Raw genomic sequence first — 20,021 nt, forward strand, 5'->3', positions numbered from 1 at the left:
AACGGTCATCGGACGGCGCAAAGATCGCTGCATGTAAGAAGCAGGGATCGAAACAATGCAAGCCACCGACTTCATCGTTGCCCGCAATGATCTGCAGCAATGCAAGGTGATCGAGACGCAACTGCCTGACGCAGCCGCGCTGCCTGATGAGGCGCTGCTGGTGAAGGTCACGCGCTTCGCCTTCACCGCCAATAACATCACTTATGCCGTGCTCGGCGATCGTCTGAAGTATTGGCAGCTGTTTCCGGCACCCGAAGGTTTCGGCAACGTTCCGGTATGGGGATTTGGCGAGGTGATCGCCTCGAAGCATCCCGGGATTGCCGCGGGCGAAACGCTGTTCGGCTATTTTCCGATGGCGACGCATCTCGTCATCGAAGCCGCCGACGTCACCAAGCGCGGCCTGCGCGACGCCGCCGCGCATCGGCAAGGCGTGGCGCCGGTCTACAACACCTATGCGCGCGTCAATGGCGACCCGGCTTTTGCCGGCAAGCAGGGGGACTATCAGGCGCTGCTGCGGCCGCTGTTCATGCTGTCGTTCCTGGTTGATGACTTTCTCGCCGAGAACGAATTTTATGGCGCGAAAAGCGTGATGCTTTCCTCGGCCTCGAGCAAGACCGCCTATGGGCTCGCGCATCTTCTGCACGCCAGGGGTAGCGGCATCAAGGTGATCGGCTTGACCTCGGTGGGCAACACGGCCTTCGTCAAATCGCTGGGCTGCTACGACGAGGTCGTGACCTATGACGATGTAAGCGCGCTGCCGACGAGTTCCGCGGTCGCGTATGTCGACATGGCCGGCAACAGCCCGTTACGCGCGATGCTGCACCGGCACTTCGGCGAGCAAATGAAATATAGCGGAATCATTGGGCTCACGCATCGCAAGTCATCGCCCGATGAACAGGCGCAGGCACTGCCGGGCGCAAAACCTCAATTCTTCTTCGCGCCGGACCAGATCCGCAAGCGGGCCAAGGAATGGGGACCGGGCGGCGTCGACATGCGGTTTGGCGCCGCATGGTCAGGCTTCGTCCCGAGGCTGGATCAGTGGGTGAAAGTGAGCGAGAGCCATGGGCCTGCAGCCGTTCAACGCGCCTATCTTGATACCCTCAACGGCCGCGTGCCGCCGGATCAGGGGCTTATCCTCTCTCTAACGGAATAGGCGGCATCTCCTCGCGCCCTTTCTGCGCCGTCCCGAATAGGTATAGGCTCGCAGAAAGGGAAACGCCGCACAGACGGCTGGTGACGGGAATCGCCCATGCTCGACAGGACGAACGACAGTTCGGTTGCCGCAGACAATTGGCTGGCGCAATTCGAGGAAGCGCTCGGAAAGCCCGATGAAGCCCTGCTGAAGACGCTGTTCCATCCCGACAGCTATTGGCGCGACGTGCTGGCGCTGAGCTGGAACATCCAGACGATCAATGGCGCCGATGCGATCCTGAAAGCCCTTCCGCCGCTGGCCCGCAGCGCTTCGCCCAGCGGCTTCGCCATTGCGCCCGGTCGCGCCGCGCCGCGAAAGGTGATGCGTGCGGGCACCAACGCGATCGAGGCCATCTTCAAGTTCGAAACCAGGGTCGGGCGCGGCAGCGGCATCATCCGCCTGATCCCCGATGCGGACGATGGCAACCGTTTGAAGGCCTGGACGCTGCTGACCGAGCTTGGCGAGTTGAAAGGTTTTGAGGAGCAACTCGGCGTCAATCGGCCGCGCGGCAACGCCTATTCACGGGACTTTCGCGGGCCTAACTGGCTCGACCTGCGCAAGGCCTCCGCCGAATATGCCGACCACGATCCAACCGTCCTCGTCATCGGCGGCGGCCAATCCGGGCTTTCCATCGCCGCCCGCCTGAAGCAACTGAATGTCGACACGCTGATCGTCGATCGCGAGCAGCGCATCGGCGACAACTGGCGCAAGCGCTACCATGCGCTGACGCTGCATAATCAAGTGCAGGTCAACCACCTGCCCTATCTGCATTTCCCGCCGACCTGGCCGACCTATATCCCCAAGGACAAGCTCGCCAACTGGTTCGAGACCTATGTCGAGGCGATGGAGCTGAATTTCTGGACCGAGACCGAGTTCGAGGGCGGCAGTTACGATGAGCAGCAAGGCCGCTGGACGGTGACGCTGCGCCGTGCCGACGGCGCCAAGCGCACCATGCATCCGCGCCATGTCGTGCTCGCGACCGGCGTCAGCGGCATTCCGAGCGTGCCTGACATTGACGGACTGAAGGATTTTGCCGGCAAGGTAATGCATTCCAGCCAATACGACGACGGCGAGAACTGGAAAGGCAAGCGCGCCATCGTGATCGGAACCGGCAACAGCGGCCACGACATCGCGCAGGACCTGCATTCGAGCGGCGCAAAAGTCACGCTGTTCCAGCGCTCTTCCACGCTGATCGTCAGCATCGAGCCATCGGCGCAGCTGGTCTACGCGCCCTACAACGAAGGTACGCTGGAGGATAACGACCTGATCACCGTCTCGATGCCGCTCAAGCTGGCGCGCAGGAGTCACGCGCTGACTGCAGAAAAATCCAAGGCGCTCGACAAGGAATTGCTCGACGGCCTGGAGCGCGTCGGTTTCAAGCTCGATTTCGGCGAAGACAATACCGGCTGGCAGTTCAAATATCTCACCCGCGGCGGCGGCTATTATTTCAACGTCGGCTGCTCCGACCTGATCGTGAAGGGCGAAATCGCGCTGAGGCAATTCGCCGATCTCGATACGTTCACGGCCGATGGCGCTAAGATGAAGGGCGGCGAGACCGTCGCCGCCGACCTCGTCGTGCTGGCGACCGGCTACAAGCGGCAGGAAGAGCTGGTGCGAAAACTGTTCGGCGAGGCGGTCGAAAAGCGCGTCGGCACTATCTGGGGTTTCGGCGAGGAGCAGGAACTGCGCAACATGTACACCCGCACCGGCCAGCCCGGCCTCTGGCTGATCGCCGGCGGGCTGGCGCAATGCCGCATCGGCTCGAAACACTTAGCGCTGCAGATCAAGGCGATCGAGGAGGGGCTGCTGCAGCACTAACGCCAGCGCTGCCGTTCACCATTCGGCGTGATCGAGGATTTGCCGGGCAAGGAAGGATTCCGCCCGGCGCCAGGCCGCGTCGTTGTCGCCGCGGAAGCTGATATAACGATAAAACACGACTTTCCGCGCCTTCACGTCGATGACATCGAATTTCGCCTGCTGTATCAGCGTGCTCATCTTGTGAAAGCGGCCAATCAATAGATGGGTGGCGCCGGCCTCCTTCGCCTTGCCCAGCAGTTGACCGTCATGGATGTCGCCCACCGAGCAGGCGTTTGGCGGACATTCAAGCGCTGCATTTGCTATCTTTCCGCTCGCTACCAGATCGCTGCGCAACGCCGCTTCGAATTCGCGTAACCGCCGGCGATGGTCGGCGCTTTGATCGATCACCTCACCCGAGGTGTCGACATAGTGGATTTCGGCGACGGCGAACACGAGCGTCGTCGCCTGCGCCCGACCTTGCCGGACAGAACAGGCGCAGACAACAGCGGCGGCGGTCAAGGCGAGGCTCAACATCCGCATTTTCATCAGATTTTCCATCGCAAATGGTTCCTTTGCATTGCATAACGTGCGTTTCGTTCTGGCAAACTATTTCGCCTGCTCCAGCAGACGGTTTTCGATCAGCCACCGCGCCCCGCGGCTCCAGGCCACGTTGGCGCCCATGCGCAGGTCGGTCTGCGCGACGGCGACGATCGCCCCGGATCTGGCGTCGCGAACCTTGTAGGTGACGGCGTATTCCATTCGGGTGATGCGCGTGACGATCCCGATCATTGATTGATCTGCGTCAAGGCCGGCGGAGATCCTGGCGTCGCAGCCGTCGCAATCCCGCAACTTGCCCGCCTTCGCCGCCTGGTCGTTCACAGTGCTGACGTCGACCAGTTGGTAGCGCCCGGATGCCGCGATCAGCCGGCGGGCTTCCTCCGTCGAAAGTCGCAATTGCTCGCGGTCGATATCGTCAAGAGGGACGTAGGCGGCTCCGGCGCTGAAATCCTCGAGTTCGAATGGAAAGACGGCGATCTTGATCGGAGGCGGCGCGGCCGTCTCGGCGGCCCCAGCCGCCGCTAGCGCTGCAAGCACGATGGCCGGAGCGAGGACAAGGGCGATGTGGCGCATGGATCACCTCGGAACTGCTGCCTTACTCCGCCGCGATACCGCCCGATCCATAGCCCTGCCGAAACGGCAGCTTTCCCTGGATCAGCCGGGTGAAATGCCCGATCTTATCCTGCCCCGCTTTCTTCCCAACTAAATTTGCCTCAATATTCGAAGCCATGGGGAGAAAGCTTGAGGAGGAAGCTTGCGACAGGCATCCAACTCCGTGGCGAGCCGCCCGCCCGCCATCGATCTGAAGCTGCGGCTGGCGTTACGCGTCGCGGCGCTTGCGGCCATTTGCTTCATCGCCGTCGCGGCCTACACCTTGTTTGACAGCGACCGTGTCGCGAAGGCCAAAGCAAGCCGTATCGCCGAGATCGTGGCCCGGGATATCTCGTTGCAGCAATCGCGGGCGCAATGGGTCTCGGTGTCCATCAACTCGACGCCGGATTTGCAGGGAATCGCCGCGTTGATGGAGCCGGGGCTCTGCATCGCCTACCGCGACAACACCGGCGCGTTTCGGCAAGGCGTCTGCAGCGGGGCGCCCGCCGACGAAATGGCCGCCCCCCGAAATCTTCGCGTCGCTCTACCGGGCCATCTTTCGGCCGGGTGAACCGGTCTCGATGCCGGTCCTCGTGGCGGGCAGTGCCCGGGGCACGGCCGTCGGGACCTTCGACCCGGCAACGCAGATCGGCCAGAGCTGGCGCGAGGCGAGCCGGCTGCTCTCCATCACGGCTTTCGCGCTGGCTGGGCTTTGCATTGCGGTCTATGCCACGCTGGCGCGCGCGCTGCGGCCGACGCGGGCCATTGGCGCCGGGCTGAACCAGCTGGCGGCGAACGACCTTTCCGCGCGGCTGCCCCGCTTCGATCTCGCGGAATTGTCTGTCATCTCCGGCGTATTCAATACGCTTGCAGAACGGCTGCAGACCACCCTCGCCGAACGCAACGCCCTGACGCGAAAGCTGATCGAAGTGCAGGACGAGGAGCGGCGCCATCTTGCACGCGAGTTGCACGACGAATTCGGCCAGTCGCTTTCCGCTATCGCGGCGCAGGCCGCCGCCGCCGCCCACACCGCGGAGCGCGAATGCCCGCCGCTCTACGAGGAGTGCCGGGGCATCTCGCGCACGACCGCGCATATGATGGAAACCCTGCGCGGGGCGCTGGTGCGCCTGCGTCCGCCCGATGTCGAGGAACTCGGCCTCACGATCAGCCTCGAAAGCCTGGTTGCGAGTTGGAACGGTTTTGAGAAGGGCCGCACCCGCTTCGAGATTGCCGTCATTGGCGAGGCCGACGATTTGCCGCCCGGTGTCAGCGCCAGTCTTTACCGGATCGCGCAGGAGGCGATCACCAACGCGGCAAAGCACGCGCACGCCAGGCACGTGCAATTGCGCCTCGAGGCCGGAGATGCCGACATCGTCCTGAGCGTCGAGGACGATGGCGAAGCTGATGGCGCCAGCCTCGCGCCGAAAGCGGGCATGGGACTGCTCGGTATGCAGGAGCGCGTGGTTTCGCTCGGAGGGACCTTGCAATTCGAGCGGCGCGAGGCGGGCGGCGCCCGGCTTGTCGCGCGCATTCCCACCATGCGGGCGGAGCCTCAGCCATGGCAGCCTTAGACTTGGCGGACACCGCAGGCCGCACGCGCGTGATGCTGGCGGACGACCATGCCATCGTGCGCGAGGGCTATCGCTCGCTGTTGCAGAAGCAGGATCGCCTCCAGGTCGTCGCTGAGGCCGACAACGGGGCCGATGCCTATCGCGTCTACAAGGAAGCCAGGCCCGACCTCGTCATCATGGACCTGTCGATGCCCGGAATTGGCGGGGTCGAAGCCATCAGGCGCATCCGGCATTGGGACAATTCCGCGCGCATCCTCGTATTCACGATGCACCAGAGCGCCGCCTATGCGATCCAGGCGATCAAGGCCGGCGCGCGCGGCTTCGTCACCAAAAGCAACCCGCCCGAGGCGTTGCTGCGCGCGATCACCGAGGTCATGGCCGGACGCATCGCACTCAGCCCCGACATCGACCACGAACTCGCCATCAACAGCCTCGCCGACGAGCCTTCGGCGATCGATGCACTCAGCCCACGGGAATTCGAAATCCTGCGCATGCTGCTTGCCGAGAAATCCGTGGACGAGATCGCAACCACGCTGCATATCAGCGTCAAGACCGCGGCCAACACCCGCTACCAGATCCGCGCCAAGCTCGGCGTCGGCTCCGACATCGAACTGGTACGCCTGGCGCTTCGCCAGCGGATCATCGCGGCGGAGGATATGAGGAGTTAGACTGGACGGGCTTCGACGCAAACCCGAAACGCGATCCGCGATGCATCTCGATACGCGCAAGAGACCACCATCGACGGGCTGCGGCCATGCGCAAAAGCCCCTCGCGATCCGAACCGGCGTCTGCGACACTCGCATCAACGATGTAACATTGGGGAGGAGCGAAGATGCCGGCTATTCTCGGCTCGGGCGAGCACCGTTATCGCGTCGTCGAAAACTGGGCGAAGCTGCCTGACGGCTGGAGCCTGACCGACGCCGCGTCCGTCGCGGTCGACAGCAAGGACCGCATCTATGTCTTCAACCGCGGCGACCATCCGATGGTGGTGCTGGACCGCGAAGGGAATTTCCTCAGGAGCTGGGGCGAAGGCCTGTTCAATCGTGCGCATGGTTTGCATATCGATGCCGACGACCATCTCTATTGCACCGATGACGGCGACCATACCGTGCGCAAGTGCACGACCGACGGCAAGGTGCTGCTGACGATCGGCATCCCAAACAAGCCCGCGCCGTTCATGAGCGGCGAGCCGTTTCACCGCTGCACCCATACGGCGCTGTCGCCGAGGGGCGAGATCTACGTCTCGGACGGCTACGGCAATGCCTGCGTCCATAAATATTCGCCGGATGGAAAGCTGCTGAAAACCTGGGGCGAGCCCGGCACCGATCCCGGCCAGTTCAACATCGTCCACAACATCGCGACCGATGCCGACGGCTGGGTCTATGTCGCCGACCGCGAGAACCATCGCGTCCAGGTGTTCGACGGCAACGGCAAATACGAGACGCAGTGGAACAATTTGCACCGGCCCTGTGCGCTGTGTCGTTGCGGCGGCGGCAAGCAGCCGAATTTCATCATCGGCGAGCTCGGCCCCGGCCTGGCCGTCAACCGCAAGGTGCCCAATCTCGGCCCGCGGTTATCCATCGTGGATTCACAGGGCAAGCGGATCGCCCGGCTCGGCGGCGAGAACGGCCCGGGGCTGGAGGCCGGAAAATTCCTCGCGCCGCACGGCATCGCGATGGATTCCAGGGGCGACATCTATATCGGCGAAGTCGGCGTCACCGACTGGAAGACGAGCTTTCCGGACACGCCGATGCCGCCGGAGGTTCGGGTGAGCCGCTGCCTGCAGAAGCTGGAGAAGATCTAGGCGGCAGGACGGGATCGGCCCTGCCCGTCGAACAGATTGTGCTCACGCGCAAGGCCCTCTCCAACGATATCGAAGAACGCTCGCACCCGCGCGGTCCGCTTCAGGTCGGCGTGGGTCACGATCCATAGTTCGCCAACCAAATCCGGCACCGGACCGGGCAGCGCGCGGACGAGGTCGGCATCTTCGTCGCCGAGATAGCAGGGAAGCAGCGCGAGACCGATGCCGGCTTTCGCGGCGGTGAACTGATTGACGAGGCTGTTGGTCCGGTAGACGAAGGCGTCGTCCGGCGCCATGCGATTCAGCCAATCGGCAGCCATGATGCCAACAGCCGTTTCTTCCCATCCGATCAGGGCGTGACAGCGGAGATCGTCCGCGGAAGAAATCGCCCCGCCGCTCTCTTCGAGATAGGCCACAGCGCCATAGATCGTCCATGCGACGTCGGCGAGCTTGCGGCCCCAGAGGTCGCCCTCCTTCGGCCGCATGGGACGAAGTGCGATGTCCGCCTCCCGTCGCGAGAGGTTGAGGACGCGGTTGTCGACCACGAGCTCGACGATGATGCCGGGATGGGTTTGCCGGAACGTTGCGAGATGGCTGGTCAGCTTTCGATAGGCCAGCGTTTCCGAGGAGGTGACCCGCAAGCGGCCGGAGAGACGGCGGTCGCGGCCGGCAATGTCGCGGTCGATGGCGAGCGCTTCATCTTCCATCCGCTCGGCGGCTGCCGCCATCCGCTCGCCCGCCGGCGTCGCCTGGTAAGCGCCGCCGGGAAGCCGTTCGAACAGACGAACACCGAGCCGCGTTTCCAGGGCATTCAGACGCCGGAACGCGGTCGAATGGTCAATATCAAGCGCTTTGGCGGCGCCGGTGAGGCTGCTTGCCCGATGCACCGCCAATACGAGTTGGGGCTCGTTCCAGTCCTCCATGGCTGCACAGCTAGGGGTCCCTTGCAGTTTCGCAAGCCGCGCTGGCGCATTTCCAACGTGCTTCCGCTGCGCCAGACGCTACCTGTCTGAGCAGCGAGAAAAGCGAGATGATGGAACACAGCATGACGCCAGTTCAGCTTTGCTGCCGTAGCACGAGGCGGCTTGCGTCAGCTCGCTGATCGATCAACCCTGAACATGGGAGTTGAGCCATGGGAGCTCCGTCACCCGAGCTTTGCAATCTCTGGCTGGCACGCGCGTTCAATGCGCAGGACGTCGATGCCGCGGCCGCGATGTACCACCCCGATGCCTCGATCGTTCAGGTCGACGAAGTCCATGGCGGCAGCACTATCGCGCGCGGCGCCGACGGCATCCGCAAGACGATGGCCGCCTATGTCGGATTGAAGCCGCACATGGACGTCGTGACCCATCACACCACCGTCTCCGGCGACTTCGCGATGACGCGGTCGCAATGGCTGATCAAGGGCACCGACAAGGACGGCAAGCCAACCGAGGTGCATCACCACGGCATGGAGGTTCACCGCCGGTTGCCCGATGGCAGCTGGGTGTTTTTCATGGACCATCCGTTCGGCGCCGATCCGAACTGGGCGGTTGAGGCTCCGCCGCACACCGAATAAGCCAAGCCGTGATACTCAAGCCCGTGCAAGCCGCCCAGAGGATTAGACAATGCAAGAACTAGCAACGCTCGCCAGTATCGTTGCCGCGCTCAGCGTCGGAGTGATCAGCCCCGGGCCGAGCTTCGTGATGGTGGCCCGCGTGGCTGTCGCATCAAGCAGAATTCGCGCGCTTGCCACAGCGTTGGGTATGGGCGTGGGAGGCACCATCTTCGGCGCGGCGGCGCTGCTTGGGCTGCAGAGCGTCCTGCTGGCGGTGCCCGCGCTCTATGCTGCCCTCAGGGTCGTTGGCGGTCTGTACCTTTGCTACCTCGGATTTCTCATATTCAGATCTGCGCGGCAGCCTCTCGCGGCTGTCGCCGACAGCGGCAAGGGCAGCAGCCGGCCCCTTACAGCGTTCTGGCTGGGCCTCACAACACAGCTCAGCAACCCGAAGGCCGCCATCGTCTATGCAAGCGTGTTCGCCGCTTTTCTCCCGGCGTCGTTCACGCTGGGGTTCGCTGCCGCGCTGCTTGCAGCCGTGCTTTTCGTCGAGACCGGCTGGTATGTATTGGTCGCCCTTCTCTTCTCGTCGTCAGGGCCGCAACGGGCTTATCTGTCTTGCAAGTCGTGGGTTGATCGAGCAGCCGGCGCCGTGATGTTCGCTCTCGGGCTGAAGCTCATTACCAGCGCCACCAGCGCCGCCAAACCGTAGACGGGCAGCCTGCAGAAGCTGGAGAAGATCTAGACTGCGGCGCCGGCCAATTGCCGGCCCGCCAGCCGCGCCGCCGCCTGCGGATCATGGGTTGGCAGATAGACGGTCGGACGGGACTGGACGAAATTCCGGATCGCGTCGAGGGTGGCGGTGGAAACCCCCTCGTCGGCGCTGACACCGTCGAGCTTGCCCGCGAGCATCAATTTCTCGTCGTAGGAAGTGTCGCCAGCGAAAAAATAGGTGGTATTGCCATCGTCGGCCACGATCGAGAGATGATCGGCCGTGTGACCGGGCGTGGCGACTGCGATAACATCTCCCGCGGCCGTCAATCGCCGGCTTTGCGCGAAGGGTCCGAACGACCGGGCTTCAAGCCGCAACGGCGCCGGATCGAACCAGGACGGCCAGCGGTGCGGAAGATAGCCGCGCATCCGGCCCGCAAAGCCGCTGGCGATTTTCAACTCACCCGGCGCCACCAGGATTTCGCTGTTCGGGAAATGCGCCAGCCCGCCGTCGTGATCCATGTGCAGATGGGTGAGAACGACCCGTTTGACATCGCGCGGGCCCACACCAAGTGCACGCAGCTGCGGACCGATCTCCTGCTCCGGCTCGATCCGGAACGCAACTTCCCAACGGACATAGGGATGCAACGACTTGCCGGATTCGAGCAGATGCGCACCCTGCCCGGTATCGACCACGATCACGCCTTCGCTGCAGTCGATGGCCCATGCATAGGTCGGGAGCCAATCGGTCCAGGTGGGGTCGGCAAAAATAGCGAGCCGCCGCGACCATCCATGTCCGCGTCCTTCGACCTGCGCAGTTTTGATCCGGACAAAGCCGGTCTGAATCGCGTGAACTTTCATGGCAGCCTCTGCGATGGTTGGAAACCCCAGGAAACCTCAGGTTAAGCGCCTTGATCATCGGCGGCTAGCGCGCCGGCGCACGAACGACCCGCGCGATCACGGTGGATTGACCAGCGGGCGCCTTAACTTTGCCATCCAGGAACTGCGGCCGCCCGTCGAGGCCAGCGCCATAGACGCCGGCGCTCAAACCTCGCCGATCGCCTCCCGCCTGCGTTTGTCGGATTCTTCCGCGTAGCGCCGCATGGCATGGGCTTCGGTGAGAATTCCGACCGGCCGATGTTCGCCGCCGGCTTCGACGACCGCCAGCGATTCCGCTTCGGCGGCGTCAAATACCGCGATGGCTTCCTGAATGTTCATGACCGGATGCAGCACGACGTCCCGATGATGCAGGATGCCGATGAGGCCGCGTGTGGCATCGATGTCAGGTGCGTGGGCTTCGGCGACCACAGCGAGCCCGACATAGCGCCCCGTGGCATCGACCGCGACGACCTGCGTCTTCGATCCCAGTGGAAATTTCACCCGGAAGTCCTCGATCCCGATACCGGCATCGACCGTGGCGACATCCGACCGCATCAGGCGCCGCACCGTGAGATCGCGGATCCAGCCGACATCGGCGGCGCTGCGGATGGTTTCGCCGCGCAGATGCAGGCGCCAGGTCGCGAACGAGTAGCCAAACAATTCGCGGGTGATCTGGGTGGAGATCATGACCGCGACCAGCACCACCGTGGTGAGCCAGAGATTGCCGGTCGATTCGAGCGCGATGAACGACATCGTCAGCGGGCCGCCGATCACCGACGCCGACAGCGCGCTCATCCCGATCACGGCATAGACATTGGGATCCAGCGCAAGGCCCGGCCAGATCAGATCGACGCCGGCGGCGTACAGCCGGCCGCCGAGCGCGCCCATGAACAGCGTGGCGAAGAACAATCCACCGCGAAAGCCAGAGCCGAGCGAGATGATCGAGGCCAGCGCCTTCAGCGCGAAGACGCCGGCGATGATCTGCAACGGCATCGAAACGAGGCCGGAAAAATGCAACGCGCCGTGACCTGATGACATCACCTGCGGCGTCAGCAGCGCGAGCAGACCGACGGCGAGGCCGCCGAGTGCCGGGCGCAGCGGCGGCAAGAGACGGGTCTTCGCCAGCCCCGTCTCGCACAACGCGACGCCGCGCATGATGAGGATGCCGAACAGTGCCGCCAAAATTCCGAGCAGCGCAGCAACCGCAAGATCGCGCCCGACCACGTCGCCGACCGGGCCGACGCTGATGCCGAGCGACAGCTCCTCAAATCCATGGGTGACGAAATAGCCCGCCACGGCGGCGACGCCGACGGGCGTCAGGCTGGCCGACGTATAGCCTCCGATCACGAGTTCGAAAGCATAGAAGGCGCCGGCGAGCGGGGCGCCGAACGCGCCCGAGATCGCAGCCGCCGCTCCACAGCCGACCATGATGCGCTGGTCGGCGCGGCGCAGGTGAAATCCACGGCCGAGCGAAGCGGCAAGGCCGCTCGCAAGCTGGGTGTATCCGGCTTCAAGGCCGACCGACGCCCCGACCCCGCTGGACCAGGTGGTCTGCAGGGCCACGATGACGCTGCCGCGAAACGACATCCGCCCGCCATGAAGGGCGTTGGCCTCGATCGGGTCGATCTCGCGCGCAGGCCGCCAGCGCAGCAACAGCAGCAAGGCGACCCCGAGCAGCAAGCCGCCGAGACTTGGAACCAGCACGGCCCGCAGCGTCTCGACACTCGGCTGGCTGGAAAGCCGCTCCGCGATGCTGATATTGAACAGCAGCGCGTGCAGGGCCGCTACCGCCACACTCATCGCCAGCACCACCAGGCCGCCGATGGTTCCGATCATCGCCGCCAGCACCACCAGGCTCGTTTCATGGGCGCGAACGAACGCCCGTAACCGGCGCGGAGCCTCAAGATAACGTGAAGGGGTGGCCATTTTTGAGGTCCGCCAGCGGCTGAACGATGCCAGTCCGTCCGGTTTAGCGGTCTTCACGGCCATGTTGCAAATCCGGGCGGAACGGTGGCAGTGGCGGATAAGGCCCGGAACGCTCTTCACAATCCCGTCACGCTGCCTGTAGTATGCAAGGCGCATGCTGCTTCGCAGCTAACATGGGGGTCAGGAGCGTTACTTGAACGCACATGTCTCGCAAGGCGGTTGGCCGGTATTGGTGCTGAACGCGGATTTCCGGCCGCTGAGTTACTACCCGCTGTCTCTCTGGTCGTGGCAGGACGCGATCAAGGCGGTGTTTCTCGATCGCGTCAACATTGTCGAGCACTACGACCGCGCGGTGCGCAGCCCGACCTTCGAGATCCAGCTTCCGAGCGTGGTGTCGCTGAAGTCGTTCGTCAAGCCGACGACGCATCCCGCCTTCACCCGGTTCAACGTCTTCCTGCGCGACCGCTTTGTCTGCCAGTACTGCCACGCGCATGACGACCTCACCTTCGATCACATCATCCCGCGCAGCAAGGGCGGCCAGACCACCTGGGAAAATGTCGTCGCAGCCTGTTCGCCGTGCAATCTGCGCAAGGGCAATCTGACGCCGCAGCAGGCGCGGATGTTTCCAAGGCAACACCCGTTTGCGCCGACGGTGCATCAACTGCATCGCAACGGGCGACTGTTTCCGCCGAACTATCTGCACGATAGCTGGCTGGATTATTTGTACTGGGATACCGAGCTCGATCCGTAGGATTCGCGCCACGGATTTGTCGCACCATCCATCGGTTGGCCTTCTGTTCGAGCCGGCAACAACATCAACACAAATGGGCGACTGGCCGTTCTAGGAACAAACTGGCTGATTGCGCAGTTATTCAATCCCTTGGCCTGCAGGGACTGCCGCCGCCTCGCGGATCTCGTCCCTCCTGAGCAGGCTTGAAAGCAACCGAATGTTAAGGCGCAGCCGTGCTTACCGCGCCCGTACATCAATTGCGTCCCCCGCCGCATGTCGTCGTGGTCGGTAATGAGAAGGGCGGCTCGGGCAAAACCACCATCGCAATGCACATCGCGGTTGCGCTGCTGAAGGCCGGCCAGCGCGTCGCAACCGTCGACCTCGACAGCCGGCAGCGGACACTCACCCATTATGTCGAGAGCCGGCGCGACTGGGCGCGGCGGAAACAAGTCGATCTGGAGTTGCCGACGCATTCCTGCATCGCACGCGTCGAAGGTGCCATGGTGGCGGAAAACGAGGCCGCCGAATGCTCCGATTTTCAGCGAGCGATTGCCGCTGCACAGGATCGCCATGACTTCGTCGTGATCGATACGCCTCCGCATGACAGCTATCTGATGCGGCTCGCCCATTCGATCACCGACACCCTGGTGACGCCGCTCAGCGACAGTTTTGTCGACCTCGATGTGCTGGCGACGCTCGATCCGGTGACGTTGACGGTCACGGGGATCAGCCATTACGGCGAGTTGGTGCGCGAGACGCGTCGCCATCGCCGGCCGGTCGATGGCGCCCTCATCGATTGGGTGGTCGTGCGCAACCGGATTTCGCCGCGACGATCATCTACCGCCCAGGTTCTTTGCGGCTGCTTGCAGGAGCTGGCCCTCGATGCAGGTTTTCGAGTTGTGCCCGGCTTTCACGACCGCCCGATTTATCGCGACCTTTTTCCCCGGGGGCTCACCGCGCTGGACGCGCTGTGCGAGACAATGCCCGGCATCGATGGGGAGGTCTCTCGCATCCCCGCGTGCTGCGAGGTTGAGGGCCTGCTCGAGGGGTTGAAACTGCCGATCAACGATCGCGGTCGCCGCCATGCAGCGCTTCGCGCCGAATGGTTTGCTTCTCGCGATCGGCCGCTGGATATCGATATCCTGGCCGGTCCGTAAAGTGCGAAGCTAATACGGTGGAACTTGCGGTCAAAAACCTCGTGAGCGCCGGGAACGACCGCGCGCGGTGTGGGTTCGGTAGTTCGGTTGCAAGCCTTAACAAGCAGTGAAGGAGTTTGCGGAACATGACAACGAGATCGCGCATTTGCTCGACGGCCGGCCTGGCAATCGCCGGTTTGTTGGCCCTCAACGTCACTGGTGCGTCGGCACAGGCAATCTATGTCGATTCATATGCCGCCCCCTATCCCGTAGCCGATCCGTATCCCGTGGCAGTGGCTCCGGGCAGCGTTTACGTCGCACCAGGGCCGGTTGTCGCGGCACCGCCGATTGTGCGGCCCCGCACCGTGGTGGTGAGCCGTCGGGCCTATGTGCCGGCCCCCGCGTTTGGCGCGCCGGTGCCCCTCGACTACGCACCCTACGGCAACATTGTCGTTTCTGACTGGTGAGCCGAACGCGTAGACGCCCAACGCCCGCGTAGGAAGGCCCCGCCGAAGCGGGGCCTTTTCTTTTCGCGGTCTGCCTCGCAGCGTGCCGATCCCTTGCGGTCGAACATGGCGCCACTGCGCTGATTCAAGCCGATAACAATGTCCGGGCAAATGCGTTCTGACCCGGCACACGTGCTCCGGTCTCCCTTCACTCAGCCACCTAATTCTGTCACGATATTTTTGAGGCGCCCGCCTCGTCACAACCACAAGAGCGGCAACAACGCCCCAACGGAAACGCCCCCATGCTCATTCCCATCGCCGACGTGCCGCGCTGGTATGCCGAACGGAAACCGAAGGACACCATCGCGGTCAGCCACGGTGACGATGCCATCACTTGGGAGCAGCTCGAGCGCAACGCCAACCGGCGCGCACGTGCTTTTGCCGCTAAAGGCGTCAAGCCTGGCGATTTCGTCGCCATCGGGCTGCCCAACAGCAATGTGTTTTTCGAGACCACCTTTGCGGTGTGGAAATGTGGCGCGACGCCGACGTCGCTGACTTGGCGATTGCCGCGCGGCGAGGCCGCAGCCGTGCTCGACATCCTCAAGCCATCGCTGGTGGTCGGCGGCCAGCCCGACTGGAACGCGCCCAATTCAGTGCCGGCCGATTTCGTGCCGGATGGCTTTTCCGACGAGCCAATCAGCAATCCGGTGGCGCGCTACTGGAAGGCGATGACCAGCGGCGGCTCGACCGGTCGGCCGAAAGTGATCCTCGATCACAAGCCCGCCGTGGTCGATACCGCCGGATCGGCGGCGCTCGGCATGCCACTCGGCGCTTCCCTGCTCAACCCCGGCCCGCTCTACCACAACGCCCCCTTCATCGTTTCGCACACCGCGCTGTTCAACGGCGGACGCGTCACCGGCCTCGTCAAGTTCGACGCCGAGGAATGCTTGCGCCTGATCGAGGCCAGCCGGGTGCAGTGGGTCAATTTCGTGCCCACCATGATGCACCGGATCTGGGCACTGCCCGACGAGGTGCGCAGCCGCTACGACTTGTCGAGTCTGCAGATCGTGTTTCACATGGCCGCGCCGATGCCGCCATGGCTGAAGGAAAAATGGATCGAGTGGTTGGGGCCCGAGCGCATCTACGAACTCTATGGCGGCACCGAAGCACAGGGCGCCACAATCATATCGGGCGTTGAATGGCTCGAACACCGCGGCTCGGTCGGCAAGATCGGCGAGACCGCGCGCCTGCGCATCATCGGCGAAGACGGCAACGAGGTCGCCACCGGCGAAACCGGCGAGATCTATTTCCTGCCCAATGACGGCCCCGGCTCGACCTATCACTATCTCGGCGCCGAGCCGAAGCGCCGCGCCGACGGCTGGGAATCGCTCGGCGACATCGGAAGGCTGGATGCGGAAGGCTATCTCTATCTCGGCGACCGCCTCGCCGACATGATTTTGCGCGGCGGCGCGAACATCTATCCGGCGGAAGTCGAGGCCGCGGTGACGGAACATCCCGAGGTGCGTTCCTGCGTCGCCGTAGGCCTCCCCGATCCGGAATTCGGGCAGCGCGTGCACGCCATCCTCGAACTCGACCCGAGCGCCGATGCGCAGGCGGTTGCCGACGGCATGGCCGCGTTCCTGGCCGACCGGCTCAGCCGCTACAAGCACCCGGAAAGTTTTGAGGCCGTTACCGTCGGCCTGCGCGACGATTCCGGCAAGGTTCGCCGGACGCTGCTGCGCGACGAACGCGCGGGCTGGCTGAAGCAAAATCGCGATTTCCGGATCATGCCGTCGCGCGAACGGGCCAAGGCGGGCTAACCTTCAATGTCCGTGGAACATTTATAAAAATATGGCCTCTTATGAGTCGCATGACGGCCCTTTTTGGGGGACACTTTCAAGACGGCCGTTTGCAGCATAGATTGTCATGAATTCCCGGCGCTTTCGCCCTGCCGAAAGCGCGCCGGTTCCCCAGGAGACCATCCATGGCCACTTTGACCGAGTGGAGAGTGCCGCCCGCAAACCAGCCGCGCGCGAGCGACTACGCTTTCGACCTCGACAAAGCCCTGTCGTCGGTTGTCGGGCTGCATTCGATCATCCCGTCCGATGCCCACAGCGCGGAGACGCTCGGCACCGAACGTGCCGGCAATGGCGTCGTGATCGATAGCGGGCTGGTGCTGACGATCGGCTATCTCATCACCGAGGCTGAAGCAGTGTGGCTGCATCGCGGCGACGGCCGCGTCGTGGAAGGCCACGCGCTCGGCTTCGATTTCGAATCCGGCTTCGGCCTGGTGCAGGCGCTCGGCGACCTCGATCTCGAACCGCTGCCGCTCGGTTCTTCAGCCACCACCCAGGTCGGTGACCGCGTGGTGGTCGGCGGTGCCGGCGGGCGCACGCGCTCGGTCGCAAGCCAGATCGCGGCCAAGCAGGAATTCGCCGGCTATTGGGAATATCTGCTGGATGAGGCGATCTTCACCCATCCCGCGCATCCGAATTGGGGCGGCACCGGGCTGATCTCGAACCGCGGCGAACTGATCGGCATCGGCTCGCTGCAGCTCGAACGCGAGCGCGAGGGCAAGGCCGAGCACGTCAACATGATCGTCCCGATCGACCTCTTGAAGCCCGTGCTCGACGACATCAGGAAATTCGGCCGCGTCAACAAGCCGTCACGGCCGTGGCTCGGCATGTACACCACCGAGATCGACAACCGCGTCGTGGTGGTCGGCATCGCCAGCAAGGGACCGGCAGCGCGCGCCGAATTGAAGACGGGCGACGTCATCCTCGCGGTCAACGGCGACAAGATCACCAGCCAGACCGGCTTCTACCGCAAGCTCTGGTCGCTCGGTGCCGCCGGCGTCGACGTGCCGCTCACCGTCTACCATGAGGGCGTTACCTTCGACGTGGTGCTGAGCTCGACCGACCGCGCCAGGCTGTTGAAGGCGCCAAGGCTTCACTGAGCTAGGGCTGCATTAAGAAAGGCTTCATTAAGCTAAGGCTTCATTGAATTGAACCAAGAACCAAGCCACCATTGAAAGCAGAGTACGCCCGATGAGTGAGGCCGTGGTGGACGACATCGTGGCCGTGCTGCCGCCGCTGTTGCACTCGCTTGAAGCCCTGGGGTTCATCGCGCGCTACCTCAATCCGCCGGATTTCGACCGCGTGATGGAGCGCGTTGGGCAACCGGATGAAGCCCTGCGCGCCATTCGGCCGCGACTCGCGCAATGGCCGGCGGAATTTGCAGACATCAAGACCCCGCTGGAGACGGCCAGCGATGCGGCGCTGGCCGCTTTCGCGGCCTTGCGCGTCGTGCAAAACGGCCAGGGCGATTTCGTCAGCCTGTTTCGTGCGCTGCGTTACGCCCCGCGCGCGCAGGAGGCGCTCTATGCGCTGTCGGCGAAACTGCCGCCGGTGAACCAGTTCTTTGTCGATCCCGCGCTGCGCGACGACGCCGAGCTTGAAGCGCGGCTGGCGGCGCCGGCCAACTCAAACACCGGCGTCTTCCACAATCATAACGAGCCCGACAGCCGCGGCGGCTTCTCGCTCTACGTGCCGGAATATTACACGCCCGACCGCGCATGGCCGCTGGTGATGGCGCTGCACGGCGGCAGGGGCAACGGCCGCGGCTTCCTGTGGAGCTGGCTGCGCGACGCCCGCAGTCGCGGCGCGATCCTGGTCGCACCGACCGCAACCGGCAGTACCTGGGCATTGATGGGCGACGACACCGATACGCCGAACCTCATGCGCATCCTGGAATCCGTGCGCGCGCGCTGGAATGTCGATCCGGGCAGGATGCTGCTGACCGGCATGAGCGACGGCGGCACATTCTGCTATGTGACGGGCCTCGACGGCGCTTCGCCCTTCACCCACCTCGCGCCGGTGTCGGCGACATTTCATCCGATGCTGGCGGAAATGGCCGATGCCGACAGGCTGCGCGGCCTGCCGATTCATATCGTGCATGGCCGGCTCGACTGGATGTTTCCGGTGCAGGTGGCGCGGCAGACCAGCCAGGCGCTGTCGGCAGCCGGCGCCAACGTCACCTACCGCGAGCTCGACGATCTCAGCCATGCCTATCCGCGCGAGATGAACGCGAAAATGCTGCAATGGCTTGATAGCCCGTAGACATGGAACCATGCTCCGGGTGCGGCGTTATCAGCCGCAACGGAGGGTTTGCCATGCAGACGTTTGTCGGAATGATTTTGGGTGCGCTGCTGCTGGTTGGCGGCGTTTATGTCTACGATTCCATGCAGACGTCGAGCGTCGCGAGCGGCCAGGTCGCCCAGGCCAATCGCACCATCGTCAACTGGGATGTTGCGGCCGCCGACTGGAACAAGTTGAAGACGCGCGCCCATGAGGATTGGGTCAAGATTTCGTCGAAGTAATTCGGCGATAGCAGCGATAGGAATCACGCCGTCGTCATTCACGACGGCGTTTTTTCTGGACATTTTTTCTGATGGCTAGTTGGCCTTCTTCGCCTTGCGCGCGTCGGCAATCACCATCTCGAATTGCGCCATGGTCAGGATTCCCGGCACGCGGAACTTGCCGACGATGAAGGATGGCGTGCCCTTGAATCCGAACGCCACCGCCTGATCGTGGTTGCGGGCGAGGATGATGTCGATCGCCTTGGCGTTGGACGTGGCGTCTCGGTTGAGGCGATCCATGTCGACGCCGGCGCCGGCCAGCAATTCGCGGATGCGCGGTTCGGTCAGTTTCGAGCTGACGCCGATCATCGCCTCATGCGCGGCCATGTACTTGCCCTGATACTTCGCCGCCAGCGCCATCCGCGCCCCGAATTTCGAGATCTCGCCGAGGATCGGCCAGTCTTTCAGCACCAGGCGAACCTTGCCGTCGTCCTGCACCACCTGCTGGATCTCGGGCGCGATCTTGCGGCAATACGGGCAGTTGTAGTCGAACCATTCGACGATGTTGATGTCGCCGTCGGGATTGCCGGTGGAGGGTACATCAGGGTCGCGCAGCACCAGCGCCTCGGTCAGGACGTCGTCGCTGGCTTGCGCGAACGCCGATCGCGACGCCGCGCCGGCGCCGAGCAGCGCGGCACCGCCGCCAAGCAGGCCGAGCGCCTTACGCCGCGTGCATCCCGGGTTGGCCCCGGCCGGATTGTTCGATCGCTTCATGTGGGTCTCGCGAAG

Annotated in this window: 21 protein-coding genes; 15 read left to right on the plus strand and 6 right to left on the minus strand. The window is 63.8% G+C overall.

The window, feature by feature from the left end:
* Positions 1-55: 55 nt before the first annotated feature.
* Positions 56-1,153 (plus strand): DUF2855 family protein, encoded by a 1,098-nt coding sequence (locus V1294_RS37060; protein ID WP_334504223.1) that lies wholly within the window; start codon positions 56-58, stop codon positions 1,151-1,153.
* Positions 1,154-1,249: 96 nt separating this feature from the next.
* Positions 1,250-3,010 (plus strand): flavin-containing monooxygenase, encoded by a 1,761-nt coding sequence (locus tag V1294_RS37065; protein WP_334504226.1) that lies wholly within the window; start codon positions 1,250-1,252, stop codon positions 3,008-3,010.
* 15 nt (positions 3,011-3,025) lie between these two features.
* Here V1294_RS37065 and V1294_RS37070 read toward each other — a convergent pair whose 3' ends face one another.
* Together V1294_RS37070 and V1294_RS37075 are read right to left on the minus strand one after the other, a co-directional pair.
* Positions 3,026-3,535 (minus strand): DUF2380 domain-containing protein, encoded by a 510-nt coding sequence (locus V1294_RS37070; protein WP_334504229.1) that lies wholly within the window; start codon positions 3,533-3,535, stop codon positions 3,026-3,028.
* 60 nt (positions 3,536-3,595) lie between these two features.
* On the minus strand, positions 3,596-4,120 hold the full coding sequence (locus V1294_RS37075; RefSeq protein ID WP_334504231.1) for a DUF3280 domain-containing protein: 525 nt from the start codon (positions 4,118-4,120) through the stop codon (positions 3,596-3,598).
* Positions 4,121-4,301: 181 nt separating this feature from the next.
* Here V1294_RS37075 and V1294_RS37080 point away from each other — a divergent pair, with 181 nt between their 5' ends.
* From V1294_RS37080 to V1294_RS37095, 4 genes are all read left to right on the plus strand, one after another.
* Positions 4,302-4,709 (plus strand): hypothetical protein, encoded by a 408-nt coding sequence (locus tag V1294_RS37080; protein ID WP_334504233.1) that lies wholly within the window; start codon positions 4,302-4,304, stop codon positions 4,707-4,709.
* A gap of 10 nt (positions 4,710-4,719) precedes the next feature.
* Complete coding sequence (locus V1294_RS37085; protein WP_334504235.1) at positions 4,720-5,709, plus strand: sensor histidine kinase; 990 nt, start codon at positions 4,720-4,722, stop codon at positions 5,707-5,709.
* Positions 5,697-6,377 carry a response regulator transcription factor gene (locus V1294_RS37090; RefSeq protein ID WP_334504237.1) on the plus strand — a complete coding sequence of 227 codons (681 nt, stop codon included), beginning with the start codon at positions 5,697-5,699 and terminating at the stop codon, positions 6,375-6,377. Before V1294_RS37085 ends, V1294_RS37090 begins: the two co-directional genes overlap by 13 nt.
* 164 nt (positions 6,378-6,541) lie before the next feature.
* Positions 6,542-7,513 (plus strand): peptidyl-alpha-hydroxyglycine alpha-amidating lyase family protein, encoded by a 972-nt coding sequence (locus V1294_RS37095; RefSeq protein WP_334504239.1) that lies wholly within the window; start codon positions 6,542-6,544, stop codon positions 7,511-7,513.
* On the opposite strand, the gene V1294_RS37100 is transcribed toward V1294_RS37095, so the two are convergent.
* On the minus strand, positions 7,510-8,433 hold the full coding sequence (locus V1294_RS37100; RefSeq protein ID WP_334504240.1) for a LysR family transcriptional regulator: 924 nt from the start codon (positions 8,431-8,433) through the stop codon (positions 7,510-7,512). The two genes, V1294_RS37095 and V1294_RS37100, sit on opposite strands and share 4 nt — an antisense overlap.
* A 209-nt stretch (positions 8,434-8,642) precedes the next feature.
* Here V1294_RS37100 and V1294_RS37105 point away from each other — a divergent pair, with 209 nt between their 5' ends.
* On the plus strand, positions 8,643-9,068 hold the full coding sequence (locus V1294_RS37105; protein ID WP_334504242.1) for a YybH family protein: 426 nt from the start codon (positions 8,643-8,645) through the stop codon (positions 9,066-9,068).
* A gap of 49 nt (positions 9,069-9,117) precedes the next feature.
* Positions 9,118-9,759, plus strand: coding sequence for a LysE family translocator (locus V1294_RS37110; RefSeq protein ID WP_334504245.1), 642 nt, complete (start codon positions 9,118-9,120; stop codon positions 9,757-9,759).
* 29 nt (positions 9,760-9,788) lie between these two features.
* Here V1294_RS37110 and V1294_RS37115 read toward each other — a convergent pair whose 3' ends face one another.
* Both V1294_RS37115 and V1294_RS37120 read right to left on the minus strand, forming a co-directional pair.
* On the minus strand, positions 9,789-10,619 hold the full coding sequence (locus V1294_RS37115; RefSeq protein ID WP_334504248.1) for an N-acyl homoserine lactonase family protein: 831 nt from the start codon (positions 10,617-10,619) through the stop codon (positions 9,789-9,791).
* A gap of 183 nt (positions 10,620-10,802) precedes the next feature.
* Positions 10,803-12,563 carry a chloride channel protein gene (locus V1294_RS37120; RefSeq protein ID WP_334504982.1) on the minus strand — a complete coding sequence of 587 codons (1,761 nt, stop codon included), beginning with the start codon at positions 12,561-12,563 and terminating at the stop codon, positions 10,803-10,805.
* Positions 12,564-12,756: 193 nt separating this feature from the next.
* Here V1294_RS37120 and V1294_RS37125 point away from each other — a divergent pair, with 193 nt between their 5' ends.
* The 7 genes from V1294_RS37125 to V1294_RS37155 all read left to right on the plus strand — a co-directional run bounded on the left by V1294_RS37125 (position 12,757) and on the right by V1294_RS37155 (position 19,253).
* On the plus strand, positions 12,757-13,314 hold the full coding sequence (locus V1294_RS37125) for an HNH endonuclease (protein WP_027539519.1): 558 nt from the start codon (positions 12,757-12,759) through the stop codon (positions 13,312-13,314).
* 212 nt (positions 13,315-13,526) lie between these two features.
* The gene (locus V1294_RS37130) at positions 13,527-14,450 is read left to right on the plus strand and encodes a division plane positioning ATPase MipZ (protein ID WP_334504251.1); all 924 of its coding nucleotides are present in this window, start codon (positions 13,527-13,529) and stop codon (positions 14,448-14,450) included.
* A gap of 125 nt (positions 14,451-14,575) precedes the next feature.
* A complete protein-coding gene (locus V1294_RS37135) occupies positions 14,576-14,896 on the plus strand; it encodes a hypothetical protein (RefSeq protein ID WP_334504253.1) in 321 nt (106 codons plus the stop codon).
* Positions 14,897-15,177: 281 nt separating this feature from the next.
* Positions 15,178-16,695 carry an AMP-binding protein gene (locus V1294_RS37140; protein ID WP_334504255.1) on the plus strand — a complete coding sequence of 506 codons (1,518 nt, stop codon included), beginning with the start codon at positions 15,178-15,180 and terminating at the stop codon, positions 16,693-16,695.
* Positions 16,696-16,859: 164 nt separating this feature from the next.
* Positions 16,860-17,831, plus strand: coding sequence for a S1C family serine protease (locus tag V1294_RS37145; RefSeq protein WP_334485916.1), 972 nt, complete (start codon positions 16,860-16,862; stop codon positions 17,829-17,831).
* 91 nt (positions 17,832-17,922) lie between these two features.
* A complete protein-coding gene (locus V1294_RS37150) occupies positions 17,923-18,993 on the plus strand; it encodes a phospholipase (RefSeq protein WP_334504258.1) in 1,071 nt (356 codons plus the stop codon).
* 53 nt (positions 18,994-19,046) lie between these two features.
* Positions 19,047-19,253 carry a hypothetical protein gene (locus V1294_RS37155; RefSeq protein WP_334485920.1) on the plus strand — a complete coding sequence of 69 codons (207 nt, stop codon included), beginning with the start codon at positions 19,047-19,049 and terminating at the stop codon, positions 19,251-19,253.
* 75 nt (positions 19,254-19,328) lie between these two features.
* Here the strand turns inward: V1294_RS37155 and V1294_RS37160 are convergent, their stop codons facing one another.
* Positions 19,329-20,006 (minus strand): DsbA family protein, encoded by a 678-nt coding sequence (locus V1294_RS37160; protein WP_334504259.1) that lies wholly within the window; start codon positions 20,004-20,006, stop codon positions 19,329-19,331.
* Positions 20,007-20,021 lie beyond the last annotated feature (15 nt).

The organism is Bradyrhizobium sp. AZCC 1678 (genome assembly GCF_036924765.1).
Taxonomy (GTDB): domain Bacteria; phylum Pseudomonadota; class Alphaproteobacteria; order Rhizobiales; family Xanthobacteraceae; genus Bradyrhizobium; species Bradyrhizobium algeriense.

Excerpts from the sequence above, each read along its gene's own strand:
- V1294_RS37060 (WP_334504223.1), top strand. The coding sequence starts at position 56 with ATGCAAGCCACCGACTTCATCGTTGCCCGCAATGATCTGCAGCAATGC.
- V1294_RS37065 (WP_334504226.1), top strand. The coding sequence starts at position 1,250 with ATGCTCGACAGGACGAACGACAGTTCGGTTGCCGCAGACAATTGGCTG.
- V1294_RS37070 (WP_334504229.1), bottom strand. The coding sequence starts at position 3,535 with ATGAAAATGCGGATGTTGAGCCTCGCCTTGACCGCCGCCGCTGTTGTC.
- V1294_RS37075 (WP_334504231.1), bottom strand. The coding sequence starts at position 4,120 with ATGCGCCACATCGCCCTTGTCCTCGCTCCGGCCATCGTGCTTGCAGCG.
- V1294_RS37085 (WP_334504235.1), top strand. The coding sequence starts at position 4,720 with ATGCCGGTCCTCGTGGCGGGCAGTGCCCGGGGCACGGCCGTCGGGACC.
- V1294_RS37090 (WP_334504237.1), top strand. The coding sequence starts at position 5,697 with ATGGCAGCCTTAGACTTGGCGGACACCGCAGGCCGCACGCGCGTGATG.
- V1294_RS37095 (WP_334504239.1), top strand. The coding sequence starts at position 6,542 with ATGCCGGCTATTCTCGGCTCGGGCGAGCACCGTTATCGCGTCGTCGAA.
- V1294_RS37100 (WP_334504240.1), bottom strand. The coding sequence starts at position 8,433 with ATGGAGGACTGGAACGAGCCCCAACTCGTATTGGCGGTGCATCGGGCA.
- V1294_RS37105 (WP_334504242.1), top strand. The coding sequence starts at position 8,643 with ATGGGAGCTCCGTCACCCGAGCTTTGCAATCTCTGGCTGGCACGCGCG.
- V1294_RS37110 (WP_334504245.1), top strand. The coding sequence starts at position 9,118 with ATGCAAGAACTAGCAACGCTCGCCAGTATCGTTGCCGCGCTCAGCGTC.
- V1294_RS37115 (WP_334504248.1), bottom strand. The coding sequence starts at position 10,619 with ATGAAAGTTCACGCGATTCAGACCGGCTTTGTCCGGATCAAAACTGCG.
- V1294_RS37120 (WP_334504982.1), bottom strand. The coding sequence starts at position 12,563 with ATGGCCACCCCTTCACGTTATCTTGAGGCTCCGCGCCGGTTACGGGCG.
- V1294_RS37135 (WP_334504253.1), top strand. The coding sequence starts at position 14,576 with ATGACAACGAGATCGCGCATTTGCTCGACGGCCGGCCTGGCAATCGCC.
- V1294_RS37140 (WP_334504255.1), top strand. The coding sequence starts at position 15,178 with ATGCTCATTCCCATCGCCGACGTGCCGCGCTGGTATGCCGAACGGAAA.
- V1294_RS37145 (WP_334485916.1), top strand. The coding sequence starts at position 16,860 with ATGGCCACTTTGACCGAGTGGAGAGTGCCGCCCGCAAACCAGCCGCGC.
- V1294_RS37150 (WP_334504258.1), top strand. The coding sequence starts at position 17,923 with ATGAGTGAGGCCGTGGTGGACGACATCGTGGCCGTGCTGCCGCCGCTG.
- V1294_RS37155 (WP_334485920.1), top strand. The coding sequence starts at position 19,047 with ATGCAGACGTTTGTCGGAATGATTTTGGGTGCGCTGCTGCTGGTTGGC.
- V1294_RS37160 (WP_334504259.1), bottom strand. The coding sequence starts at position 20,006 with ATGAAGCGATCGAACAATCCGGCCGGGGCCAACCCGGGATGCACGCGG.